Origin of the sequence: Arcobacter roscoffensis (genome assembly GCF_024267655.1) — a bacterium.
Classification (GTDB): domain Bacteria; phylum Campylobacterota; class Campylobacteria; order Campylobacterales; family Arcobacteraceae; genus Arcobacter_B; species Arcobacter_B roscoffensis.
In genome coordinates this window covers 104,541-124,131 of record NZ_CP100595.1, presented here as the reverse complement: position 1 = coordinate 124,131, position 19,591 = coordinate 104,541, and the positions used below count along the sequence as shown (strand labels likewise).

General features: G+C 27.8%; 16 protein-coding genes. 3 read left to right on the top strand and 13 right to left on the bottom strand.

Features of this window, described 5'->3' with window-relative positions; genetic code table 11:
- Position 1 precedes the first annotated feature (1 nt).
- Together NJU99_RS00625 and NJU99_RS00620 are read right to left on the bottom strand one after the other, a co-directional pair.
- Positions 2-1,123, bottom strand: coding sequence for a tetratricopeptide repeat protein (locus NJU99_RS00625; protein WP_254576808.1), 1,122 nt, complete (start codon positions 1,121-1,123; stop codon positions 2-4).
- Positions 1,124-1,128: 5 nt separating this feature from the next.
- Positions 1,129-2,292, bottom strand: a complete 1,164-nt coding sequence (locus tag NJU99_RS00620; protein ID WP_254576807.1) for a hypothetical protein — start codon at positions 2,290-2,292, stop codon at positions 1,129-1,131.
- 356 nt (positions 2,293-2,648) lie between these two features.
- Here NJU99_RS00620 and NJU99_RS00615 point away from each other — a divergent pair, with 356 nt between their 5' ends.
- Genes NJU99_RS00615 through NJU99_RS00605 form a run of 3 tightly spaced genes read left to right on the top strand, consistent with a single transcriptional unit; the run spans position 2,649 to position 6,222 of the window.
- Positions 2,649-4,238, top strand: coding sequence for a sensor histidine kinase (locus NJU99_RS00615; RefSeq protein ID WP_254576806.1), 1,590 nt, complete (start codon positions 2,649-2,651; stop codon positions 4,236-4,238).
- Positions 4,239-4,253: 15 nt separating this feature from the next.
- A complete protein-coding gene (locus NJU99_RS00610; protein ID WP_254576805.1) occupies positions 4,254-4,916 on the top strand; it encodes a response regulator transcription factor in 663 nt (220 codons plus the stop codon).
- A complete protein-coding gene (locus tag NJU99_RS00605) occupies positions 4,906-6,222 on the top strand; it encodes a flagellin N-terminal helical domain-containing protein (protein ID WP_254576804.1) in 1,317 nt (438 codons plus the stop codon). The genes NJU99_RS00610 and NJU99_RS00605 overlap by 11 nt, the downstream gene beginning before the upstream one ends.
- A gap of 2 nt (positions 6,223-6,224) precedes the next feature.
- Here the strand turns inward: NJU99_RS00605 and NJU99_RS00600 are convergent, their stop codons facing one another.
- The 11 genes from NJU99_RS00600 to NJU99_RS00550 all read right to left on the bottom strand — a co-directional run bounded on the left by NJU99_RS00600 (position 6,225) and on the right by NJU99_RS00550 (position 19,590).
- A complete protein-coding gene (locus tag NJU99_RS00600) occupies positions 6,225-9,386 on the bottom strand; it encodes a flagellar hook-basal body complex protein (RefSeq protein WP_254576803.1) in 3,162 nt (1,053 codons plus the stop codon).
- 60 nt (positions 9,387-9,446) lie between these two features.
- The gene (locus tag NJU99_RS00595; protein ID WP_254576802.1) at positions 9,447-10,133 is read right to left on the bottom strand and encodes an HvfC family peptide modification chaperone; all 687 of its coding nucleotides are present in this window, start codon (positions 10,131-10,133) and stop codon (positions 9,447-9,449) included.
- A complete protein-coding gene (locus tag NJU99_RS00590; RefSeq protein WP_254576801.1) occupies positions 10,126-10,947 on the bottom strand; it encodes an MbnB/TglH/ChrH family RiPP precursor modification enzyme in 822 nt (273 codons plus the stop codon). The genes NJU99_RS00595 and NJU99_RS00590 overlap by 8 nt, the downstream gene beginning before the upstream one ends.
- An 18-nt stretch (positions 10,948-10,965) precedes the next feature.
- On the bottom strand, positions 10,966-11,304 hold the full coding sequence (locus NJU99_RS00585; RefSeq protein ID WP_254576800.1) for an HvfA family oxazolone/thioamide-modified RiPP metallophore: 339 nt from the start codon (positions 11,302-11,304) through the stop codon (positions 10,966-10,968).
- A 33-nt stretch (positions 11,305-11,337) separates the two neighbouring features.
- Entirely contained in the window at positions 11,338-11,916 is a 579-nt protein-coding gene (locus NJU99_RS00580) for a YceI family protein (RefSeq protein ID WP_254576799.1), read from the bottom strand.
- Positions 11,917-12,011: 95 nt separating this feature from the next.
- Positions 12,012-15,128 (bottom strand): efflux RND transporter permease subunit, encoded by a 3,117-nt coding sequence (locus NJU99_RS00575; protein ID WP_254576798.1) that lies wholly within the window; start codon positions 15,126-15,128, stop codon positions 12,012-12,014.
- 9 nt (positions 15,129-15,137) lie between these two features.
- Positions 15,138-16,157 carry an efflux RND transporter periplasmic adaptor subunit gene (locus NJU99_RS00570; RefSeq protein WP_254576797.1) on the bottom strand — a complete coding sequence of 340 codons (1,020 nt, stop codon included), beginning with the start codon at positions 16,155-16,157 and terminating at the stop codon, positions 15,138-15,140.
- A gap of 3 nt (positions 16,158-16,160) precedes the next feature.
- Complete coding sequence (locus tag NJU99_RS00565) at positions 16,161-17,354, bottom strand: TolC family protein (RefSeq protein ID WP_254576796.1); 1,194 nt, start codon at positions 17,352-17,354, stop codon at positions 16,161-16,163.
- On the bottom strand, positions 17,354-17,737 hold the full coding sequence (locus tag NJU99_RS00560) for a FixH family protein (protein WP_254576795.1): 384 nt from the start codon (positions 17,735-17,737) through the stop codon (positions 17,354-17,356). The genes NJU99_RS00565 and NJU99_RS00560 overlap by 1 nt, the downstream gene beginning before the upstream one ends.
- A 61-nt stretch (positions 17,738-17,798) precedes the next feature.
- Entirely contained in the window at positions 17,799-18,803 is a 1,005-nt protein-coding gene (locus NJU99_RS00555; protein WP_254576794.1) for a sensor histidine kinase, read from the bottom strand.
- 124 nt (positions 18,804-18,927) lie between these two features.
- A complete protein-coding gene (locus NJU99_RS00550; RefSeq protein ID WP_254576793.1) occupies positions 18,928-19,590 on the bottom strand; it encodes a response regulator transcription factor in 663 nt (220 codons plus the stop codon).
- Position 19,591 lies beyond the last annotated feature (1 nt).

The following is a 19,591-nucleotide window of genomic DNA, read 5'->3' as shown; positions in this document are numbered from 1 at the left end:
GCTAATAAATACCTATTTTATATTTTTCCATAATTTCAACATTTTGGGAAGCTCTTAAAAAGCCTTGAGATGATGACCTTTTGAAATATTTATAAGCTTGCTTATCATTTTCTTTTATTGATAAACCTATATAGTAATAAATACCTAAATTAAAATTTGCTTCTTTTATATTTGACTTTTTGAAATACTCTATTGCTTTTCTATTTGCACTGTTTGTGTTTATTTTTGCATAAAAAACCCCTAGATTATAAAATGCAATTGCTTTTTGCTCTTTTAAATCAGTATGCTTTATAAACTCTAGAAGTTCTTTTTTTGATAAATATCTACCATTTATTTTTTTTGCTTGATATACTCTTTTTATATCAAGACTATATGAAAGAGTACTTTTAACTACTTTTTTTTCAGCTTTTTTCTCTTTTTGTTTATAAACTTTTTTATCAGTTTTTTTACTCTTATAATATCTTTTTTTCATTGATAGATTTTTCATAAAAGTATTAATATAAAAATACTCAGACTTAGTATCTTTTATAAGTTCAAGTCTTTTTTTCTTAACAAAAGAGTCAATAGTTTTTTTATCAAAAGTCATCGAAAAGGCATAAGATAAACCTCTAATATTCTCTTGTCTTAAGAACTTAAAATATATCAATTTATCAAGTTTTTTACTAACTCTCTTAGGAATACTATAAGCTTCTAAAACCATTGAGGTCATTTTTTTATAAGGTATGACTTTATCTTCTAAAAGATAATCTAACTGTCTTAAATTTTTTTGTTTATAATTAGTTACATAATACTTTAAATCATAAGAGTTTACAGTTAAAATATTTGCTCTTTTAAAGTTTTTAAATAAAAGACCTGAAAAGTTTCCAATTGAACCAACTCTTAATATCTCTAAGGAAAAATCTTCTAAAAAAACTGGTAAGTATAGTTTAAAGCCATAAGCATTTTTAGAGATAGTATCAACATCACTTAAAATTACTTTGTATTTACCGTCTACAATATTATAAGAGAAATTAGAATCTTCAAAATTATATATGGGTTTATACTTTGAATACAAAAATGTTGATAATAAACAAAGTAAAAGAATAGCTCTTTTACTCTGTTTTAAAAAGTTAATTTTTTGCAAATTTTTTACTTAACAGGTGTTTCAACTACAGAACTAATATAACTTTCTGTACCTTTTAGTCCATTTTTCTCTATTATAACTGAAGTTGGTAAGAAAGATGCATATCTACCAATACCTAATTGATGATTAGATCTATTTCTAATATTTTTTATTTGAATCATTCCTTTTTTATACATAGTAGAATCTTGAGTTTTACTAATAAGTTCACTAACTGGCATTATATATAGCTCATTTTCTAGGACATAATTCATTTGTCTTGGTCTTGGAGAAAAAACAACAGTTTTTTCTAAATCTTTATTTTCACTCATATCTCTTACTACAAATTCAAAACTTCTCTCTTGTCCTTCTGTGTAACCAAATGGAAAACTAAAGTATATAAACTGGTTTTTACCAAAGTCTTCATACATAACTGATGTTGTACTGTTTTGAAGTAATCTTAAAATATCAAACTTCTCTTGCTGACCTAATAATACTTCAGGACTAGTATCTTCTGCATAAGCGATACTACCTCCTACTCTTTGTTTAGAGTGAGCATTTTCAAAAGCTTTCATTTGTTGAGTACTAGTTTCTTTATTATTTGTTCTAAAAGATATACTTCCACTTAAACTATCGTTATCAACACCATCTCTTTTTAAATTTCTAACATTTAAACTACCATTTATTAAAGCGTCCCATCTTTTAACTAAGATATCTTTTTTAACTTTTGCTGTGCTTTTTTCATTAAATTGTGCAATAGGATAAATTTCCACATATCCATTTCTAAAATCTACATTTTTATGTCCTGCATTTAAACTATGAGCATTTAAATCTTTACCATTAGCCAAAATATCTTTTACTATAGGATGATTTGAATCATCTGTACTTCTTAATAGAACCTTTCCTTCTACTTCACATAGCGTTCCTGACCATGCATCACCTGGAGATAAGAAGATTGGTAAATCTACTTCTTGCGAACTAATTTGTTCTCTAATAGCTACTTTTGCTAAAATTGAGTTAGTTTCATTTGTATTAAATACTTTTATTTCACTACAAACATCATTTTTAGCTTCATAGAATGGAGCTATTAAAAAATCTCCTGTACCATCTGTCGCAAGCGATACACCTGCACTTAATGAACTAGCACATAATGCTGATGCTACTAAACCTGTAAGCTTTTTGTTTATTTTCATAATATTCCTTTTGAGCTAAATAATTTTCTTAGCCTGTGTTATTACTTAAAATAATATATTATTAAAATGTCAGCCATGTGTCATTTGTCATTTCTTTAGATTAAATAAATTTATTTTAATATTTTTTCAATAATTAATACTATATAGAGTTTTTAATACATAATTTTAGTTATAATATATGTATAAAATGATACTTTTTTAGTATCTTTATTAGCTATTATTATTTTTCTTTGTTATTTCATCTTTTACAAAGTTTCTATTAGTAAAAATATAATAATTATATACTATAAATAAAATAATATATTGAAGGTTTGAGTATTTTAATATCTAAAAGCAAAAAAAACATATCAACTCTTATGTTTATAATTCTATTTTTAATCAGTATTATAATTTATATAGGATATACAAATTTAATTAGTAATATAAAAGCAAAACACCATAAAGATGAGCAAATACTTTTTTATAAGATACAAACCCAATCAAGTAAACTGCTATCTTATTTACTATATGAGTACTCAAAAAATAAAGAACCTCTACTGCAAGTACATAAAAAAGTTCAAACATACATAAATCAAAATAATCCTGATGTAAACCTTGAAAATATTTATGAAGAAATAAATAAAGGTATAAAGAACAAACCTTATAATATTTACATTACTGATGAAAGTTTAAAAATAGTCAATACTACATTTAAACCTGATATAGGTTTTGACTTAAGTTTTGCAAAGAAAGAGTTTGATAAACATAAAAAAGATAATATTATAGGAATTTCAGCACCTGTATTTGAAACTTATTCAAAAAAATTTTTTAGTTTTACAGATGCTTATTTAAAAAATAGTTCAAGACTAATGCAAGTAAGTTATAGGTATGACGACACAAATAAGCTTCAAAAAGATATTAAAGATATCATAAATCAAAATGAAATTATAGCTGATAGTAATGCTTACATTGTATTTGAAGATGGATATGTTAGTGCTTTTATGTTTAAAGAGTTTGAATCAAAAAAAATAAATAAAAAAGCTATCAAAGATACTATTTCAAAAGCAAAAGAGTTATCCTCAAAGTTGAAAAATCTTGATTTACATATAGAAAAAGTAACTATAGAAAATAAAATATATAAAAACTACTACTTTAGACATGAAAATCCTATTTTTAAAGATGCAAAAATAGTTTATAGTGTTAAGTTTGATCAAGAAAGTCTAATCAAAGAGATAAAAACTATAAATATTTTAACTATTTTTCTAGTAACTATTTTTTTAATTTCTATTTATTTTTTATTAAAGATGAGAGATAAAGAGTTATCATTAACTCAAAAAGATACATTTATAAAATACTCAGTACATGAAATAAAAACACCATTAACTATAATTTCGTTAAATAATCAATTAAGAGAAAAAACTTTAGGAGAAGATAAGTACACAAAAAAAATAAATAGTGCAATAAAAACCCTAAAAAACTCATATGAAGATATGTCATTTTTCATTTCACAAAATTATATTGATTATGACAAAGAAATAATAAATATAAAAGAGCTTCTAAAAAACAGAGTTGATTACTTTAAATCTATTGCTATTGAACAAGGAAGAGAAATATCGCTTGAAGTAAATAATGATTTATTTTTAAACATTTCAAAAACTGAAATATCCAGACTTATAGATAATAACCTATCAAATGCTATAAAATACTCTAAAATAAAATCCACTATAAAAGTAGAGTTAAAAGAAAATAGTTTAATCTTTACCTCGCAAGGTAAAAAAATAGAAAACACAAAAGCAATTTTTGAAAAATACAAAAGATATGACAATTCAACAGGAGGACATGGCTTAGGACTAAGTATAGTAAAAGATGTGGCTTTAAAAAATAGTATATCTATAGATGTCTCATCTAAAAATGGTGAAAATATATTTGAGTATACATTTAATTGCCACAGCGATGACATTTCATAAGTATATAATTAAAAAATGAAGATATTATTATTAGAAGATGATTATAGTTTGAATGAAGCTATAAAAGAGACTCTTGAAAGCCAGAATTATATAGTTGAAAGTTTTTATGATGGACTTGAAGCTTATTCAAATATATCAAATGATTATGATTTATTTATTTTAGATATAAATACACCTTCAATTGAAGGTTTAGATATTCTATCTCATATAAAGTCAATCAATACAAACTCAAATGTTATCATGATTAGTGCAATAATAGATATTCTTAAGATAAAAGAAGCCTATGATTTAGGCTGTGATGACTATATAAAAAAGCCTTTTGAAATAGATGAACTTTTATTTAAAATTCAAAGATTAGAAAAAACAAACCTAAACAAAAGTATTTTTAAAATCAACTCATCAATACACTTTTGCAGAAATAAAAAAGAGCTAGTAATAGAAAATCAAAAATGTAGCCTAACAAAAAATGAAAAAAATTTCTTATACTTACTAGTTTCAAATAAAGCAGATATCATAAATCACGAGCAAATAGAAAACTTTGTTTATCAAGGTGAATCAAAAAGCTCAGATGCGATAAGAAGTATGGTAAAAAGACTAAGAAAAAAAATACCTTATGACTTAATAGAAAATGTTTTAGAAGAGGGATATCAGTTAAGGCATTCAGGAAATGAATCTTAATATAATTTCTGCAATAAATGAAAATTATACAAACAACACTAAAAAGACAACTAAATCATTAAATAACCTATCTTCAGGACTTAGAATAAATAAAGCTAGTGATGATGCATCAGGTATTGCTATAGCAGATAAACTTAGAACTCATGCAAGTGGAATAAAACAAAGTATTGCAAATGCAAATAGTGGTATTGCTATGCTAAATATTGCTGATAAAGCAATGGATGAATTAAGTAATATATTAGATATTATAAAAACAAAATCTATTCAAATGGCTACAGATACTACCTCAGAAGAAGGTAGAAAAATTATAAAAACAGAGATTTTAAAACTAATTGATAATTATGACTCAATTGTAAGACAAACGAATTATAATAATATGCCTTTATTAACAGGAGAATTGACCCCTTTTCATTTTCATGTTGGAAATAAAGAGTCAGATATTGTTACTGCACAAATCGACTCATCATACTCCCATGATTTAGGTTTAAATATTCCTCAGAAAGTAGTAGGCTTTATTACTGGCTTTAATGAAGTCATTAATCCTTTAGAAGAAGAAGGAAACTTAGCAGGCTCATCAGGAGTGATAAGAGTTAATTTTTCTTGGAATGAAGATTTAGATATAGACCCTATTGTAGCTGACCCTAATGGTAATGCTATTGGCTTTAATTCTTCAACCCATGATACTTCTAATGGATCACCATCTTTAGGTATATGGGATATTGATGACACTGGAAACAATTCAACTTCAATGAATAATCCTAATCAAGAAAATTTTTATTGGGATACAGTAGCTCCAAATGGAGAGTATAAATATTGGATAAATAACTATTCAAATAATTGGCCTAATAACGAGCCTATAGATATTACTGTAACTTTAAAAAGAGGTGATAATATTATTGAAAGAAAAGTCTCTATTCCAGTTAATGAACAAAAAATTGGTCCATTTAACTTTACTTATGATAATACAAATCCTATTTCTAAGCCCATTTCTGAAGAATTTAGAAATGATGATAACTTAAAACAGCAAGCAATTGATTTACTAGATATAATTGACCATTCATTAAGCCAATTAAACTCCATAAGAAGTGATGTTGGTTCATCTACAAACCAACTTGAATCTACTACAAGAAATCTTATGACAGATTATGTTAATACAAAAAATGCCGAAAGCATTATTAGAGATGTTGACTACGCACAAGAGAGTGCAAACTTCTCTAAACTTAATGTAATGAGTCAAGGGGGCTCTTTTGCCCAAGCAAAAGGTAACGAAACCCAACAAAGAGTTCTTGAACTTCTTAAAAATTAATCCTATCTTTTTAAATTTATTAAAGTGTTCAATAACTGATCTGATGTTGTAATTGACTTAGCATTTGCTTCAAAAGCTCTTTGAAATACCATAAGATTTACTAAACTCTCACTTAAATCAGCTGTACTTAACTCCAAAGTACTTCCTTCAACTTTTGCAGTTTTATCATTATTTAAGTTATAAATTGGCTCACCAGAATCATTTGTTTTAGCAAGTAAGTTATCTCCTGATGGATTTAAACCTCTATTATTATTAAATAAAGCAATTGCTACTTGACCAATTGCAAAATCAGCTCCATCTTGTTTCATCATAATAAGACCCGTACTATCAACTGAGAACTCACCAAAGGCAGAATCAGAAATACCTAAAGTATCAAGTCTTAATTGTAATGACCCTTTTGTAGCAGTTTGATCTACTTTATTTATAAGCTCAATAAACTCTGCACCTGCTCCTTGTCTACCACTGAAGTTATTATTTTTATCAAGAGGTAATGTTTCTGAAACAGAGTATGTCATTGTTTCATAACCATCATTTGGATTATCTAAATCTTGAACAGAAATAGTATTAGAAGAAAAAGGTCTATATCCATTTTCATCAAGTTTTTCTGTAATTGTAAGTGTTGTACCACTTAGAACTATACTATCTACTCTTGAGGATAAAGTACTACTTGCAAGTTGATCACTTAATTGTGTGTTTATTAAAGTTTGTGATATTGCATTTGTAGCATCTTGAGTAGTCCTAACTGTAAATAATACTCCTTCAACATTTAATGTTAAAGTTGAATCTGATTTATTAGCTAGATCTAAAGTATAACTATCAACATGTGCGGAACGAAGAATAAAAGCTTGAGTATCGCCAGAATTATTAGTATTACTTCCACCATTTATATTTAAAGTATAGTCTGGTAATGAAGGTGATAAATTTAAACTTGTTTGATTAAATCTAATCCCATTTGAACCCACTGTTGAAATAGAACTATAATCAGTTACACTATTATTTAATAAAACTTGATTATATAATTCATCTCTAACTGTAGTTTGAGTATCGCCTGCAACTGCCGTATAAGAAAATGTCTGGCCCAATATTTCAAAGTCAAAAACCTCCCCTCCGACAAATGGTCCGGATGAGGCTATTTCAATATTACCAATTTGCATCTGAGTTGAAGGTGTAGTAGAAGGTGTTAATACACCTGTAATCTTTTGTTCAGATACTATTTCTGAACTTGAACTTGCAAAAGTTGTATCCTCATTTGTAGAATAAATAACAAAAGTATCATCAGATAAGCTACTTATTTTAATATCTTGACCAGGAATATTAGGGAAAGAAGTTAAGAAGTTGGTTTGTATTTCATTAAAAACATCACTACTTGTTAATATGTTATTTCCTGTAAAATCATGCCCTATTGAGATATTAGTACCATCAACAACTAAATCAAAATTATATATTGAATTGTCTACCACTTCATTCAAGTCAATCTTTATAGAAGGTACATGCTTAAGAGAACTAGTAAACTCAACATCATAATTCTCATCTAACGTTTCAATTACTAAGCTTCCATTAATATTTTTTGCAACAACATAATCACTTATAGCAGGAGAAAGAGGGTTTCCATCTGCATCTAAACCTTTATTAAAATTTTCTACAAATTTGTCTATTGATCCAGAAGGACTACTGGCAGTTGCATCAATAAACATAGGTACAGGATTTGGTGGTGTTGCTCCATCATTTGGAACTGGAATACTTTGTTCTAACTCTTTATCGTATATAGTTATATTATAATTAAAAACAGTTGATTTACCAAGTTGTAAATCACTAGTAGTATAAACATCTCTTTGCTTACCAGTAATAAGTTTAGATAAAGCATCTTTTGATGATTCTAATGCTCCAATACCCTCACCTTTTTTAGCTGCAATTGTTGTTAAATAGTTACCTTGTACTGTTGTATTACCTGAACTTTCACCCACTTCTGATATTGTAAACTCTTGTCCTGGTATAAGTGATTTAATCTGTATTATACCTTTTGACATTTGGTATAAATCATGAGAATTTGGACTTAATGTATCATCTAATTCTAATACATCATTATTTGTTCCTCCACCCTCATCTGATATATGTGCTACTAAGCCTGGTACTTCATCAGAAATCTTATTTGCTAAACCTTTATATGTCTCAATTCTACTTGCTATCATATTTAAAGTATCTTTTTGTGCACTTGTTAGAGCATCAATTTCTGCATCTGTTGGAGGTGATGATAATGTTCCTGTTGCAGGTAAACTATAATCTGCTAGGTATGTATCTCCAAATGGTGTATTTGCAGCTGCATCTACATAAAAGTCTTTAATCCATTGTTCAGTTGCTGTTGTTGATATATATGTTTGTGATTTTTTTACACCATCTATAAATACATATATTTCTTCACCCTCTTTACTTACTAGTGAGTCTGCATCTGATGTTTTAAAGTTAATATGTGATACTTGTGCTGTTGATGTTGCTGATGCTCCATCTGGCTCTTCTGATAATCTTTGTAGCCACGTAGCATAATCTTTTATTGCAGCTTCAATATCTGATACTTTTGCAGATTTACTTTTATATCCTGCTCCGTCAAATACTGTTTCTGAGTCACCCTTTGCTGTTTGAGTATAATCAGTGGCTTTTGCTGTAATTGTTTCTACATATGTACTATGTTTTATGATTTTCGATGATAAAAGTTTAGTATAATCATTTGTAAATACATTTACATTTGGATTTGTACTTGTTACATCTTTTTGTGGATCAATTGAAGTCATCATCCAACCTTGTACTTCATTTCCAGCTGAATCTTGAAGGGTTCCATTATCACCCATTCTAAAGTTTCCAGCTCTTGTATAGAAGTTCTCAGTTGTTCCTGTTGCTCTTGTATTTGCAACTGTAAAGAAACCCTCACCACTTAAGGCCATATCGTAATCAACACCTGTTAATTTTAGGTTACCTTGTGTGTATAGTTTCTCTGCATCTAATATCTTTGAACCTTTACCAATTCTATCTTGGTACATTTGGTCTGCAAATGATATTCTTGATGACTTAAATCCGATTGTATTTACATTGGCAATATTATTTGATTCATTGTCTAATGCTTGTTGTTGTGAAGATAGTCCAGATATCCCCGTCCATAGTGCGCCAATCATGATTTATAACTCCAAATATTTTTTGAAGTTTAACAAATCTATGTGTCAATGATGTGGCAATTAAAGTATAACTTTATTATAAAGCAGCTCTTTTAAAGGCTCTTGTAAAACCTCTATAGCTTCATTTAAATCTATATCATTTTGTTTACAAAGTTTTTTAAGTGTTTTTTTGATTGATTCTTTTTTATTTAGATTTTTTAAAAGAGCATATAGAAACTCATTTACCTCTCTAAATAATACCTCATCACTTGAAAAGTCGTAGTATATTACTGTGAAGTTTTCTCTTTTTTCTTCATAATTAGCATTTATAATATCATATTTAAATCTCTTGATTCTAGAGCTTTTACTTAAAGAGTGTGAACTATCCCATGAAAACTCTTTTGGCTTTTTTACTTTATACTCTTTCATTAGAAGTTCTAACTCTATCCAGTCAAAATATAAAAGTTCATATAGATATTTTCTATCATGAAATAGCTTATTCTTTTTCACCATTTTTCTATAATCATTTGCTATTTGCCAAACAAAAGGAGTTGAAGGTGGATTTTTTATAAATAAGTATAGAGTTTCTTCTAACTCTTTTGGTGAGATATATTCTAAAAAAAGTGGAAAGGTATTATTGATAATCTCTTCATATCTATAAAATACCAACTTTTGATAAATCCCAAAAGCATTAGAACTTGGATTTTCTTTTTGATTAGAAATAATATCAAAAAATCTATTTTCTACATCTCTTTCTAATTTAGCCATTTCTAACTTCTTTACAAATTTTTCTCATTTGTTTATATTCACTTATCAACTCTTCTAAAGGAGGAATATTATTGTCCCTTTCAATCATAACAGGAGCATCTACTTGCTTTAAAGTATAATCTAAAAGCTTCCATACACCCTTGTCTATTGGCATTCCATGTGAGTCTATCTTCATATTTGCTTCTTCATCAAAATAATGCCCTGCCATGTGCATGTAAGCAACTTTACTTTTATCTATTTGGTCAATAAACTTTCTTGCTTTAAAGCCATGATTTACTGAGTTTACAAATACATTGTTTACATCAAGAAGCATTTTAGCACCTGATTTTTCCATAACTTCATTTATAAAGTCAACTTCTGCCATTTCACTATAAGGCACTAAATAATAAGTAGCATTTTCAAGTATCAAATTTCTTTGAATAATATCCTCAACCTCTTTAACTCTATCACTTATAACTTCAATCATTTTTTTAGTCATAGGAACAGGTAATAATTCGTAAGACTGTCTGTTATCCAGTGATGAAAAACTTAGATGTTCAGAATAGTATTCAATATTATATCTATCTAAAAAAGTTTTGATCTGTTTGACAAACTTTTTATTAAGTTTGTCAACAGATCCAATTGATAGAGATAAACCATGGGCTATAGTTGGTCTTTCAAAAACTGCTTCCTCAAAAGCTTTTTCAAAAAGTTTTGGCATATGCATCCAGTTTTCAGGAGTCACCTCCCAAAAATCTGGTCTAAACTTTGTATCTTTTAAATCAAGCAGAAAATCGCTTCGAAGTCCTAAGCCACAGCCTTTTAAATTTATCATCTAATCATCTTCTCCGTTTCATCCACACTTACCAGCGCCACAAGCACCAGTTGCTTTTTTCTCTACTTTTTTCTTGTCAGCACCACACTTACCAGCACCACAAGCACCTTTTTTCATATCTTTCTTCATGTCGCTTTTCATGTCACCACCACATTTTCCAGCTCCACAAGCACCTTTTTTCATATCTTTTTTAGCTTCACCACCGCACTTACCAGCACCGCAAGCACCTTTCTTTTCCATTTTCTTAGTTTCACCACCACATTTTCCAGCTCCACAAGATCCACTTCCTGCAAACGCAGCAGATGTTGAAAGTGCCGCTCCTAGCATAATTCCTGCTAATTTCATTTTCTTACTCATTTTTTCTTCCTTTTGTTTAATTTAAATTTTTATTTATTTTTCAATTGCTTGAACATCTACGATAATCTTAACAGTTTCACTAACTGCAACACCACCAAACTCTAAAGCTTTGTTCCATTTTAAGTCATAGTCCATTCTATTGATTTTACCTTTTAAAGTAAACCCAACTCTATTATTTCCTTTGAAGTCCTTAACTGTTGCTAAATCTTCAACTTCTAATGTAACTGGCTTTGTAATACCTCTGATAGTTAAATCACCTTGCATTTTTCCTTCATCACCATTTGCTTTATATGATTTCATCACAAAAGTCATTTTAGGAAATTTTTCAGATAAGAAGAAATCTCCACTTTTTAAGTGATTATCTCTTTTTTCAATACCTGTATCAATTGAAGCTGTATTTATATTTGCTTCAAAAGTATTGAAACTTTTTGTTTTATTATCAAAATCAATTTTTGCATCATATTTCTTAAAATCACCCTTTACATTTGTAATCATCAGGTGTTTTACTGAAAAACCTACATTTGTATGTGAGCCATCTAAGTTATATGGTGTTGCAAATGCTACACCTGCTGTTAATACTGCTGTACCTAAAAGCTTACTAAAAAATCCCATTTTGTCTCCTTTTATTTAACCCTTATTTGTTTTGATAAAAGAATTTTATATGTTTTTTGTGTAGTTAATGTTAAGTAGTCACTAAATTTATAACTTTAGTGACTAACTGTAATATCTTTTAACTTATCACCCTTGTATATTGCATATATATAAAATATTGCCGGAATAATGATAAGCGTTAATAAAGCTGAACTAATCATACCTCCAATCATAGGTGCTGCAATTCTTTGCATAACTTCACTTCCTACTCCATCTATATACATAATAGGAATTAGTCCACCCAAAATAGCAAATAGTGTCATAAGTTTAGGTCTTAGTCTTAAAACAGCACCTTTATATATACCATTGAATATATGCTCTTTTGTAAACTTTACTTGTTTTTTAACTAGCTCATTCATGGCTTCATGTAAATAAACAAGCATCACAATAGAAGTTTCAGCAGCAACTCCTAAAAGAGCTAAAAAACCAACTATTACAGCAATAGAGATATTAAAGTTTAGATAATCTAAATAGAATATCCCACCTGTTAATGCAAATGGCAATGTAAAAAAGATTATTACTGTATAAGTGATATTTCTTAGTGCAAAATATATCAAAATGAAGATAAGCACAAATGTTAAAGGAATGATATATGCAAGTCTTTGCATTGCTGACTCAAGATATTCACTCTGCCCTGCCCACTCAAAATAGTAGCCTTCTGGAAGTTTAATATCTTCAAGAAGTTTTACAGCTTCATCTTTGTACTGTTTAGATGAAATACCATTTTTTGGTGTGATGTAAATAAAGTTTACATTTAAAGCCTTCTCAGATTTTATAACAGATGGCCCTTCTTCATAGTAAAGTTCTGCAAACATTTCTAAAGGCTGAAAACCTAGCTTTGTTTTAACTTGTAAGTTTTTTAAAGCTGTAATATCTTCTCTTTGAGCTGTTTCATATCTTAGACTTATTGGGTATCTCTCTAAACCATCAATAAAAGTTGAGATTTTACTTCCTGCAACTCCTAAACTAATAGTTGATAAAATATCATTTTTACTAATTCCATATCTTGATAAAAGCTCTTCTTTTACCTCTATATTTAAATAATATCCCGAATTTATTTTATCAGTTGATACAGATAAAGTTTTATCAAACTCTTTTAGTTTTTGCTCTATTAATCCAGCTGTTGTTTCTAGTTGTTCATGGCCACTTCCATAAAGTTTAATTCCAAGAGGAGTTCTAATACCTGTTAAAAGCATATCAATTCTTCCTCTAATAGGATATGTCCAAGAGTTTATAAGCCCTGCTACTCTTAACTTATCATCCATTTCTTGCATAAGCTTTTTATATGTCATTCCCTCACGCCATTCATTTTCAGGCTTAAAAGTAATAATCGTTTCAATCATTGCAAGTGGTGCTGGGTCAGTAGCTGTATCTGCTCGCCCTGCTTTACCAAATACGGTATCTACCTCAGGGAAAGACTTGATAATCTTATCTGTTTTATTTGTAAGCTCTCTTGCAAGATCAACACCTATTCCATAAGGAGTTACAGGCATATACATAAAAGTTTGTTCGTTCATCATAGGCATAAATTCCCAGTTTTGTTTTTTATAAACTGGATATGCAGCTATGATGGTTCCTATAAAGCCTAATACTATTAAGTATCTTAGTTTTAGAGAAGCTTTTAACATTGGCGAATATAAAAGTGTGAAAAATCTATTTAAGATATTTTTATTCTCACTTAATATTTTTCCTTTTATTAAAAATACCATTAAAATAGGTACTAAAGTAATAGATAAAATAGCTCCTGCTATCATGGCAAAAGTTTTAGTAAAGGCAAGAGGAGTAAATAGTCTTCCTTCTTGTCCTGTTAAAGCAAATATAGGTAAAAAAGATACCACAACCAAAATAAGTGCAAAAAAGATTGGACGCCCTACTTGTTTTGCTGATTTTATGATAATCTCTACTCGCTCTTTATTAGAGATATTCTCTTTTCCTTGAAGATACTTATGGGCATTTTCAACCATAACTATAGTTGCATCTACCATTGCTCCAATGGCAATAGCAATACCACCTAAACTCATAATATTTGAGCCCATTCCAAATAGTTTCATCAGTAAAAAGGTAATTAAAACAGTAATAGGTAAAGTAATGATAATAATCAAAGCACTTCTAAAGTGAAATAAAAATAAGGCACTAACAATAATAACTATAATAGACTCTTCAATAAGAGTATTTTTTAAAGTATCAATAGCCTTATCAATTAGTGATGTTCTATCATAAGTCTCAACTACTTCAACTCCCTCTACTTTTAAAGTTTCTAGCTTTTTCTTTACGTCTTTGATTACAGCATAAGGGTTTTCACCATATCTTACAACAACTATTCCACCAACTGTATCACCTTCTCCATTTAAATCAGCCATACCTCTTCTGTTTGTTGAAGTAATATTTACATCAGCTATATCTTTTATTTTTAAAGGTGTACTATTAAAAGTTTTAATTGTAATATTTTCAATATCAACAACACTTTGTAAATAGCCTTTAGCTTGAATCATATGTTCAAAACCATTTTCTAATACTATTCTTCCACCTTGTTCATCATTGTTTGAAGTTAGAGCTTTTTTTATTTCATCTATACTTAAATCATACTGCACTAATTTATCTTGATTTAGTGTTATCTCATAGTTTTTTATAAACCCACCAATTGAAGCAACTTCACTTACTCCATCAACTCCTAAAAGTGCATATTTATAATAGTAATCTTGTAAAGTTCTTAACTCATCAAGAGATTTTGTATCTGATTTTAAAGCATACTCATAAGCCCAACCAACTCCTGTAGCATCTGGTCCAATAGCAACATTTACACCATCAGGAAATGTTCCTTGAAGCTGTGATAATTGCTCTAAAATTCTATTTCTTGAGTCATATAAATCAGTGCCATCTTTAAAAATGATATAAATCAAAGCATTTTGAAAAGAACTCATGGCTCTTACTGTTTCAATATCAGGTAAACTCATAAGATTTGAAATCAAAGGATATGATACTTGCTCTTCTATTGTTTTAGGACTTTGCCCTGGCCATTTAACTTGTACAATAACCTGAGGTGGTGATAAATCAGGAATTGCATCAAGAGAAGTATTTTTTACTGCCCAAAAAGAAGCAAAACTTAAAACTATTACTGAAAATAGAATTAAAAATTTATTTCTAATACTATATGAGATTATACTTTCAACCATAATATATTCCTACCAATCATCATCTGTATCAGAGTCATAAAGTGCATTTGTAACCGCATCAGAATCTAATAAGAATAAAGCATTATTTATAACTTCATCACCCTCTTCTAATCCATCAAGTATTTCATACTTATAAGAAGACAATCTCTTTGCTTCAATCTTCACAGGCTCAAACTCTTTTTTAGAAATAGGTTTAAATACATAATATTCACTTCCTTTTGATAAAACTGCTGTTTTAGGAAGAGTAAGCATTGTTTTTTGTATGGATTTTAGTTTAATGTTTCCAAACATATTTGGATAAAGTTTTAAATCTTTGTTATCAACTACAAACCTTACATCTACACTTTTATCTTTTTCATCTACAGTTGGATAAACATAATCAAGTTTTGTTTTAATAGGATTAGATATTCCATCTACATAAACTAAAGCTTTCATCTCATCTTTTAAAAAGTTCAAATCTTTTTGGTAAATATTTGCAATAAACCAAAGTTTTTCGATATTTGCAAGTTGCAATAAAAGGTTACCTTTTTTGATGGCACCTTTGTGGTTTATATTTTTTTGTAAAACTATTGCATTTATAGGTGAGTACACTTTTACACCATTATATGAGAGTTTATTTCTTTTGATTTTTTCTAACTCTTTTTTATTTATATCTAAAGCTTTTAGTTTTTCTAAAGTACTTAAATAAAGTGCTTTATTAACTCTCTTTGCAATTTGCAACTCTTTTTGAGTTGAGTAAATTTCATCTGAATAAACTTGAAAAAGCTCTTCATTTTTATTTACTTTCATAAAAGTTTTATTAGCCTTTAAATTAGTGACAAATCCATCAAATCTAGTAACCACATCAACTACTTTTGACTCATCAATTGCCATCTTTCCATAAAAACTTTTTGTTATTGAAAGCTCTTCTTGTTTTACTTTTACTGTTTTTCTATTAAAAAGCTGCTCTACTTCTATAATCTTTGCATTTAAACTTGTAAAAATAAATATTGATAAAAAAACTGCACTTTTAAAATAATATTTTTTCATTTACTAATCCTCTAATGTATAATATTTTGTTTTTGAATAGTTTGAAAAGTATTCAAACTTCTCATCAAGGGCTTTTATCTCAAAAGAGATTAGCTCATTTAGGTTTTTGATTAAAGATTGAGGTTTTACACTTGAAAAACTATTGTAGTTTTCAAGACTCTTCTGAATCTTTTGCTTAAGGGGTATAATTTGATTTTTTATAAGTTCATAGTTTACTAATGCACTATTTGCACTATTTATATATGTTTTAAGTTCAGTGTGTAAAACTCTTTTTGTATCATCAAGTTTTGAAGATACTTTATTTGATTCAAACTTTGCTTTTAAAGATTTTACACTTTGTGTATTATTTATGGTTAAGGGAATATTCACAGAAATATTTGCATAATCTTCAAACTTGTTATCTCTATTAAAATAAGCTACATTTACTTTTATATCTGGTACTTCATTTGCTTTTTCAAGTTTTGAAAGATACATATATCTTTTTGATTTTACATACTCTTGTTTTATGAAAGGATGTTCTTTTACATTCATATTTAAAACTAGTTTTTCTATTTCTATTCTTTTTTGAGAAATTTCATCTATATTCATATAAGATATTTGCTCTAACTTTAAATATAAATTATCAATTAAATTTTTTAGTTTTTGTTTTTGAATTTGTACATTTAAAAACAAAACTTTTGTATCAAGTATTTCATTTTGTGTAGACTTCCCAAACTCATAAAGAGATTTAGATAAGTCTTCTAATATTTTAATATTTTTTTCATACTCATTTAGTAGTTTTAGTTTATTTTCTAAAACCACTATTGAGTAAGCTAATTCATAGATTTTAGCTTTTAACTTTAACTTTTTATCTTCTAATACAAGTGTTTTTATTTGCATATCTTTTAAAGCAATTTTTTCTTTTATTTCTAACTTTCCATTTGTTGGAATAACTTGTGATAGACCAATAAAAGTTGCTTGCATTGCTTCTTTATCTCTTTTAAATGGTTCATCAAAATGAATATCATTAAATCCAAAACTAAGTATTGGGTCACTCCACTTTGAAGTAAGTTTGATATTCTCGTTTGCAACTTTAATGGCTTGATTTAAACTTCTTAAATCACTACTATTTTGCAAACTATTTGACACAATCTCATCAATTGATACAGCAAAACTAAAAGAGGTACATAGAGTTAAAGTTAAAGCTAGCTTTTTCATTATAAGTTCACGCTTCCTCTTACAGTATGAACTTTCCCTTCTTTAGTTTTAAACTTAAGTTGATACTGCCAAGTTCCACCCATTGAGAAATTAATCATCATTTTATATTTACCATTTACAAGTTTTGCTTTATCTTTGTACTCCATATATGGCATACCTGGCATTTCTGGCATAAAGAACTTTGATTTAACTTTTGCATTTGTTACTACTTGCCCATCTTTTGATAATTCAACAAAAATATCATTTTCACCAACTACTAAAGATTTTTCAGATGATAGCTTTATCGTATATCCACCCTTTTCACCTGTTTGAGAAACAGGTTCGGCATTTAAGATACCAACTGTAAATAACATTGCTACAATTACTTTGAAAATTGACTTCATTTAAGACTCCTATTTTTTGATTTTAGGAATCTTATCTTTTTTGTATGGAGTTTGTGTGGAGTTAAAACTTTAGTTGAAAAGTTGTAGATTTTTGATATATTGAAGATACATCAATTTTGATATTATATTCCTTGCAAATATCATTTACTATATTTAAGCCTAGACCAAAACCACCTTGTTCGTTTGTGGCTCTATAATATCTTTTGAAGATATCATCTAATTTCTCTTTTTTTATTCCTATACCTGTATCCTCTACTTTTAAGATATTGTCCTTTAAACTTAGGTATATTTTCCCATTCACCTTATTGTATTTTAAAGCATTTGAGACAAGGTTGTTAATAACTCTAATAAAATCATCTTTATCGATATCATAAGCATAATTTTCTATATTACATACAATTTCAACTCGTTTTTTATTAGCAAGTGGAATAAAATACTCTAACTGATCTTCAATTAGTGTTTTTAAATTATGACTTTGGATATTTCTATTTTTACTTTTATCTTGTAAAAAAATATATGTTAAATCTTTATATATTTCAGAGACTCTTTGGGCACTAAGTCTTATACGTTCTATCTTCTTTTCATTTAGATTTGGGCTTTCAGTTGACATCATAATAGCACTGATTGGAGTATTTAACTCATGTGTTGTATCTTTGATGAAATTATTTAGTTTAATTCTCTCTTCTTTTATAGGTTTTAAAAATAACTTTGCTAGATAAAATCCTATAATTGCTATAAATAAATAGACTAAACAAAAAAATAGTAAGATATCTATTTTTAAATCATAGATTTTTTTATGATAAGAGTTATCCTCTATTGCCAGATAAAAAATTCCTAAATGACCTAAAGTTGAATCATCAACTAAGATTAGACTATTGTTCATTTCAATAACTTTTTTATCTAAATCAATTGCTCTATCTAGGTTTCCAAAACTCTTTTTTTTATTATAATCATAAAAAGCTATTTTGTAATCTTGATTTTTTAATAAATTACTAGTATCAAACTTAGTATTTGACATATGAGATAAAATGATATTTGATGAGAGTTTTGATAAATTATTTTGCATTTTTGATTTTGTTAAATCATAATAAAGTCTTTGTTCATTTTGAAAATAAAAAAATGCTAAAAATAAAATTAGAATTAAAGAAGAGCCTAAAAAAAGTCCAACAAATTTATAATAAGTACTTTTTTCATTTACTGTTAAATCTATAACCCACTCCTCTAATATTTGATATTATATTTTCATTTAAGACTTTTCTTAAATTTTTAATATAAGTTCTAATAGTTGATGCGCTTGGAGTATCTTCATATGCCCAAACATTCATACTTAACTCATCAACACTCACAGCTACATTTTTTCTTTTTATTAGATATAAAAGAACATCACACTCTTTTTGTGTAATATGATAGCTATTATTTTCTTTTAAAACCTCTAAATTATTCGCATCTAAGTTAGTTGTTTCATCTATTTTGATAAGTTTTATGGGAGAGATATTATGTAATCTACAAATATTTTCTATTCGTAAATCTAATTCTTTTAACTCAAAAGGCTTTTTTATATAGTCATCACAACCTGAACGAAAGCCCTCTTCAACATCTTCAAGTAAATTTGCAGAAGTAATAAAAATAGTTGCTGTGTTTATTCCTCTTTGTCTTATTTGTTTTAATAGATCAAAACCATTTAAAGAAGGTACATTAACATCAAATAAAAATATATCATAGTTTCTTTCATAAATATAATCTAAAGCCTCATTTCCATCATAAACACAATCAACATCATAAGCTTTTTCTTCTAAATGCTCTTCGATAATCTCATTTAACAATAAATCATCTTCTAAAAGTAATATTTTCATT

Coding starts and splice junctions, on each gene's coding strand:
- NJU99_RS00620 (WP_254576807.1), bottom strand. CDS start 2,292: ATGAAAATAAACAAAAAGCTTACAGGTTTAGTAGCATCAGCATTATGT.
- NJU99_RS00590 (WP_254576801.1), bottom strand. CDS start 10,947: ATGATAAATTTAAAAGGCTGTGGCTTAGGACTTCGAAGCGATTTTCTG.
- NJU99_RS00565 (WP_254576796.1), bottom strand. CDS start 17,354: ATGAAAAAGCTAGCTTTAACTTTAACTCTATGTACCTCTTTTAGTTTT.
- NJU99_RS00595 (WP_254576802.1), bottom strand. CDS start 10,133: ATGGCTAAATTAGAAAGAGATGTAGAAAATAGATTTTTTGATATTATT.
- NJU99_RS00555 (WP_254576794.1), bottom strand. CDS start 18,803: ATGCAAAATAATTTATCAAAACTCTCATCAAATATCATTTTATCTCAT.
- NJU99_RS00550 (WP_254576793.1), bottom strand. CDS start 19,590: ATGAAAATATTACTTTTAGAAGATGATTTATTGTTAAATGAGATTATC.
- NJU99_RS00585 (WP_254576800.1), bottom strand. CDS start 11,304: ATGAGTAAGAAAATGAAATTAGCAGGAATTATGCTAGGAGCGGCACTT.
- NJU99_RS00605 (WP_254576804.1), top strand. CDS start 4,906: ATGAATCTTAATATAATTTCTGCAATAAATGAAAATTATACAAACAAC.
- NJU99_RS00600 (WP_254576803.1), bottom strand. CDS start 9,386: ATGATTGGCGCACTATGGACGGGGATATCTGGACTATCTTCACAACAA.
- NJU99_RS00560 (WP_254576795.1), bottom strand. CDS start 17,737: ATGAAGTCAATTTTCAAAGTAATTGTAGCAATGTTATTTACAGTTGGT.
- NJU99_RS00570 (WP_254576797.1), bottom strand. CDS start 16,157: ATGAAAAAATATTATTTTAAAAGTGCAGTTTTTTTATCAATATTTATT.
- NJU99_RS00610 (WP_254576805.1), top strand. CDS start 4,254: ATGAAGATATTATTATTAGAAGATGATTATAGTTTGAATGAAGCTATA.
- NJU99_RS00615 (WP_254576806.1), top strand. CDS start 2,649: ATGTTTATAATTCTATTTTTAATCAGTATTATAATTTATATAGGATAT.
- NJU99_RS00580 (WP_254576799.1), bottom strand. CDS start 11,916: ATGGGATTTTTTAGTAAGCTTTTAGGTACAGCAGTATTAACAGCAGGT.
- NJU99_RS00575 (WP_254576798.1), bottom strand. CDS start 15,128: ATGGTTGAAAGTATAATCTCATATAGTATTAGAAATAAATTTTTAATT.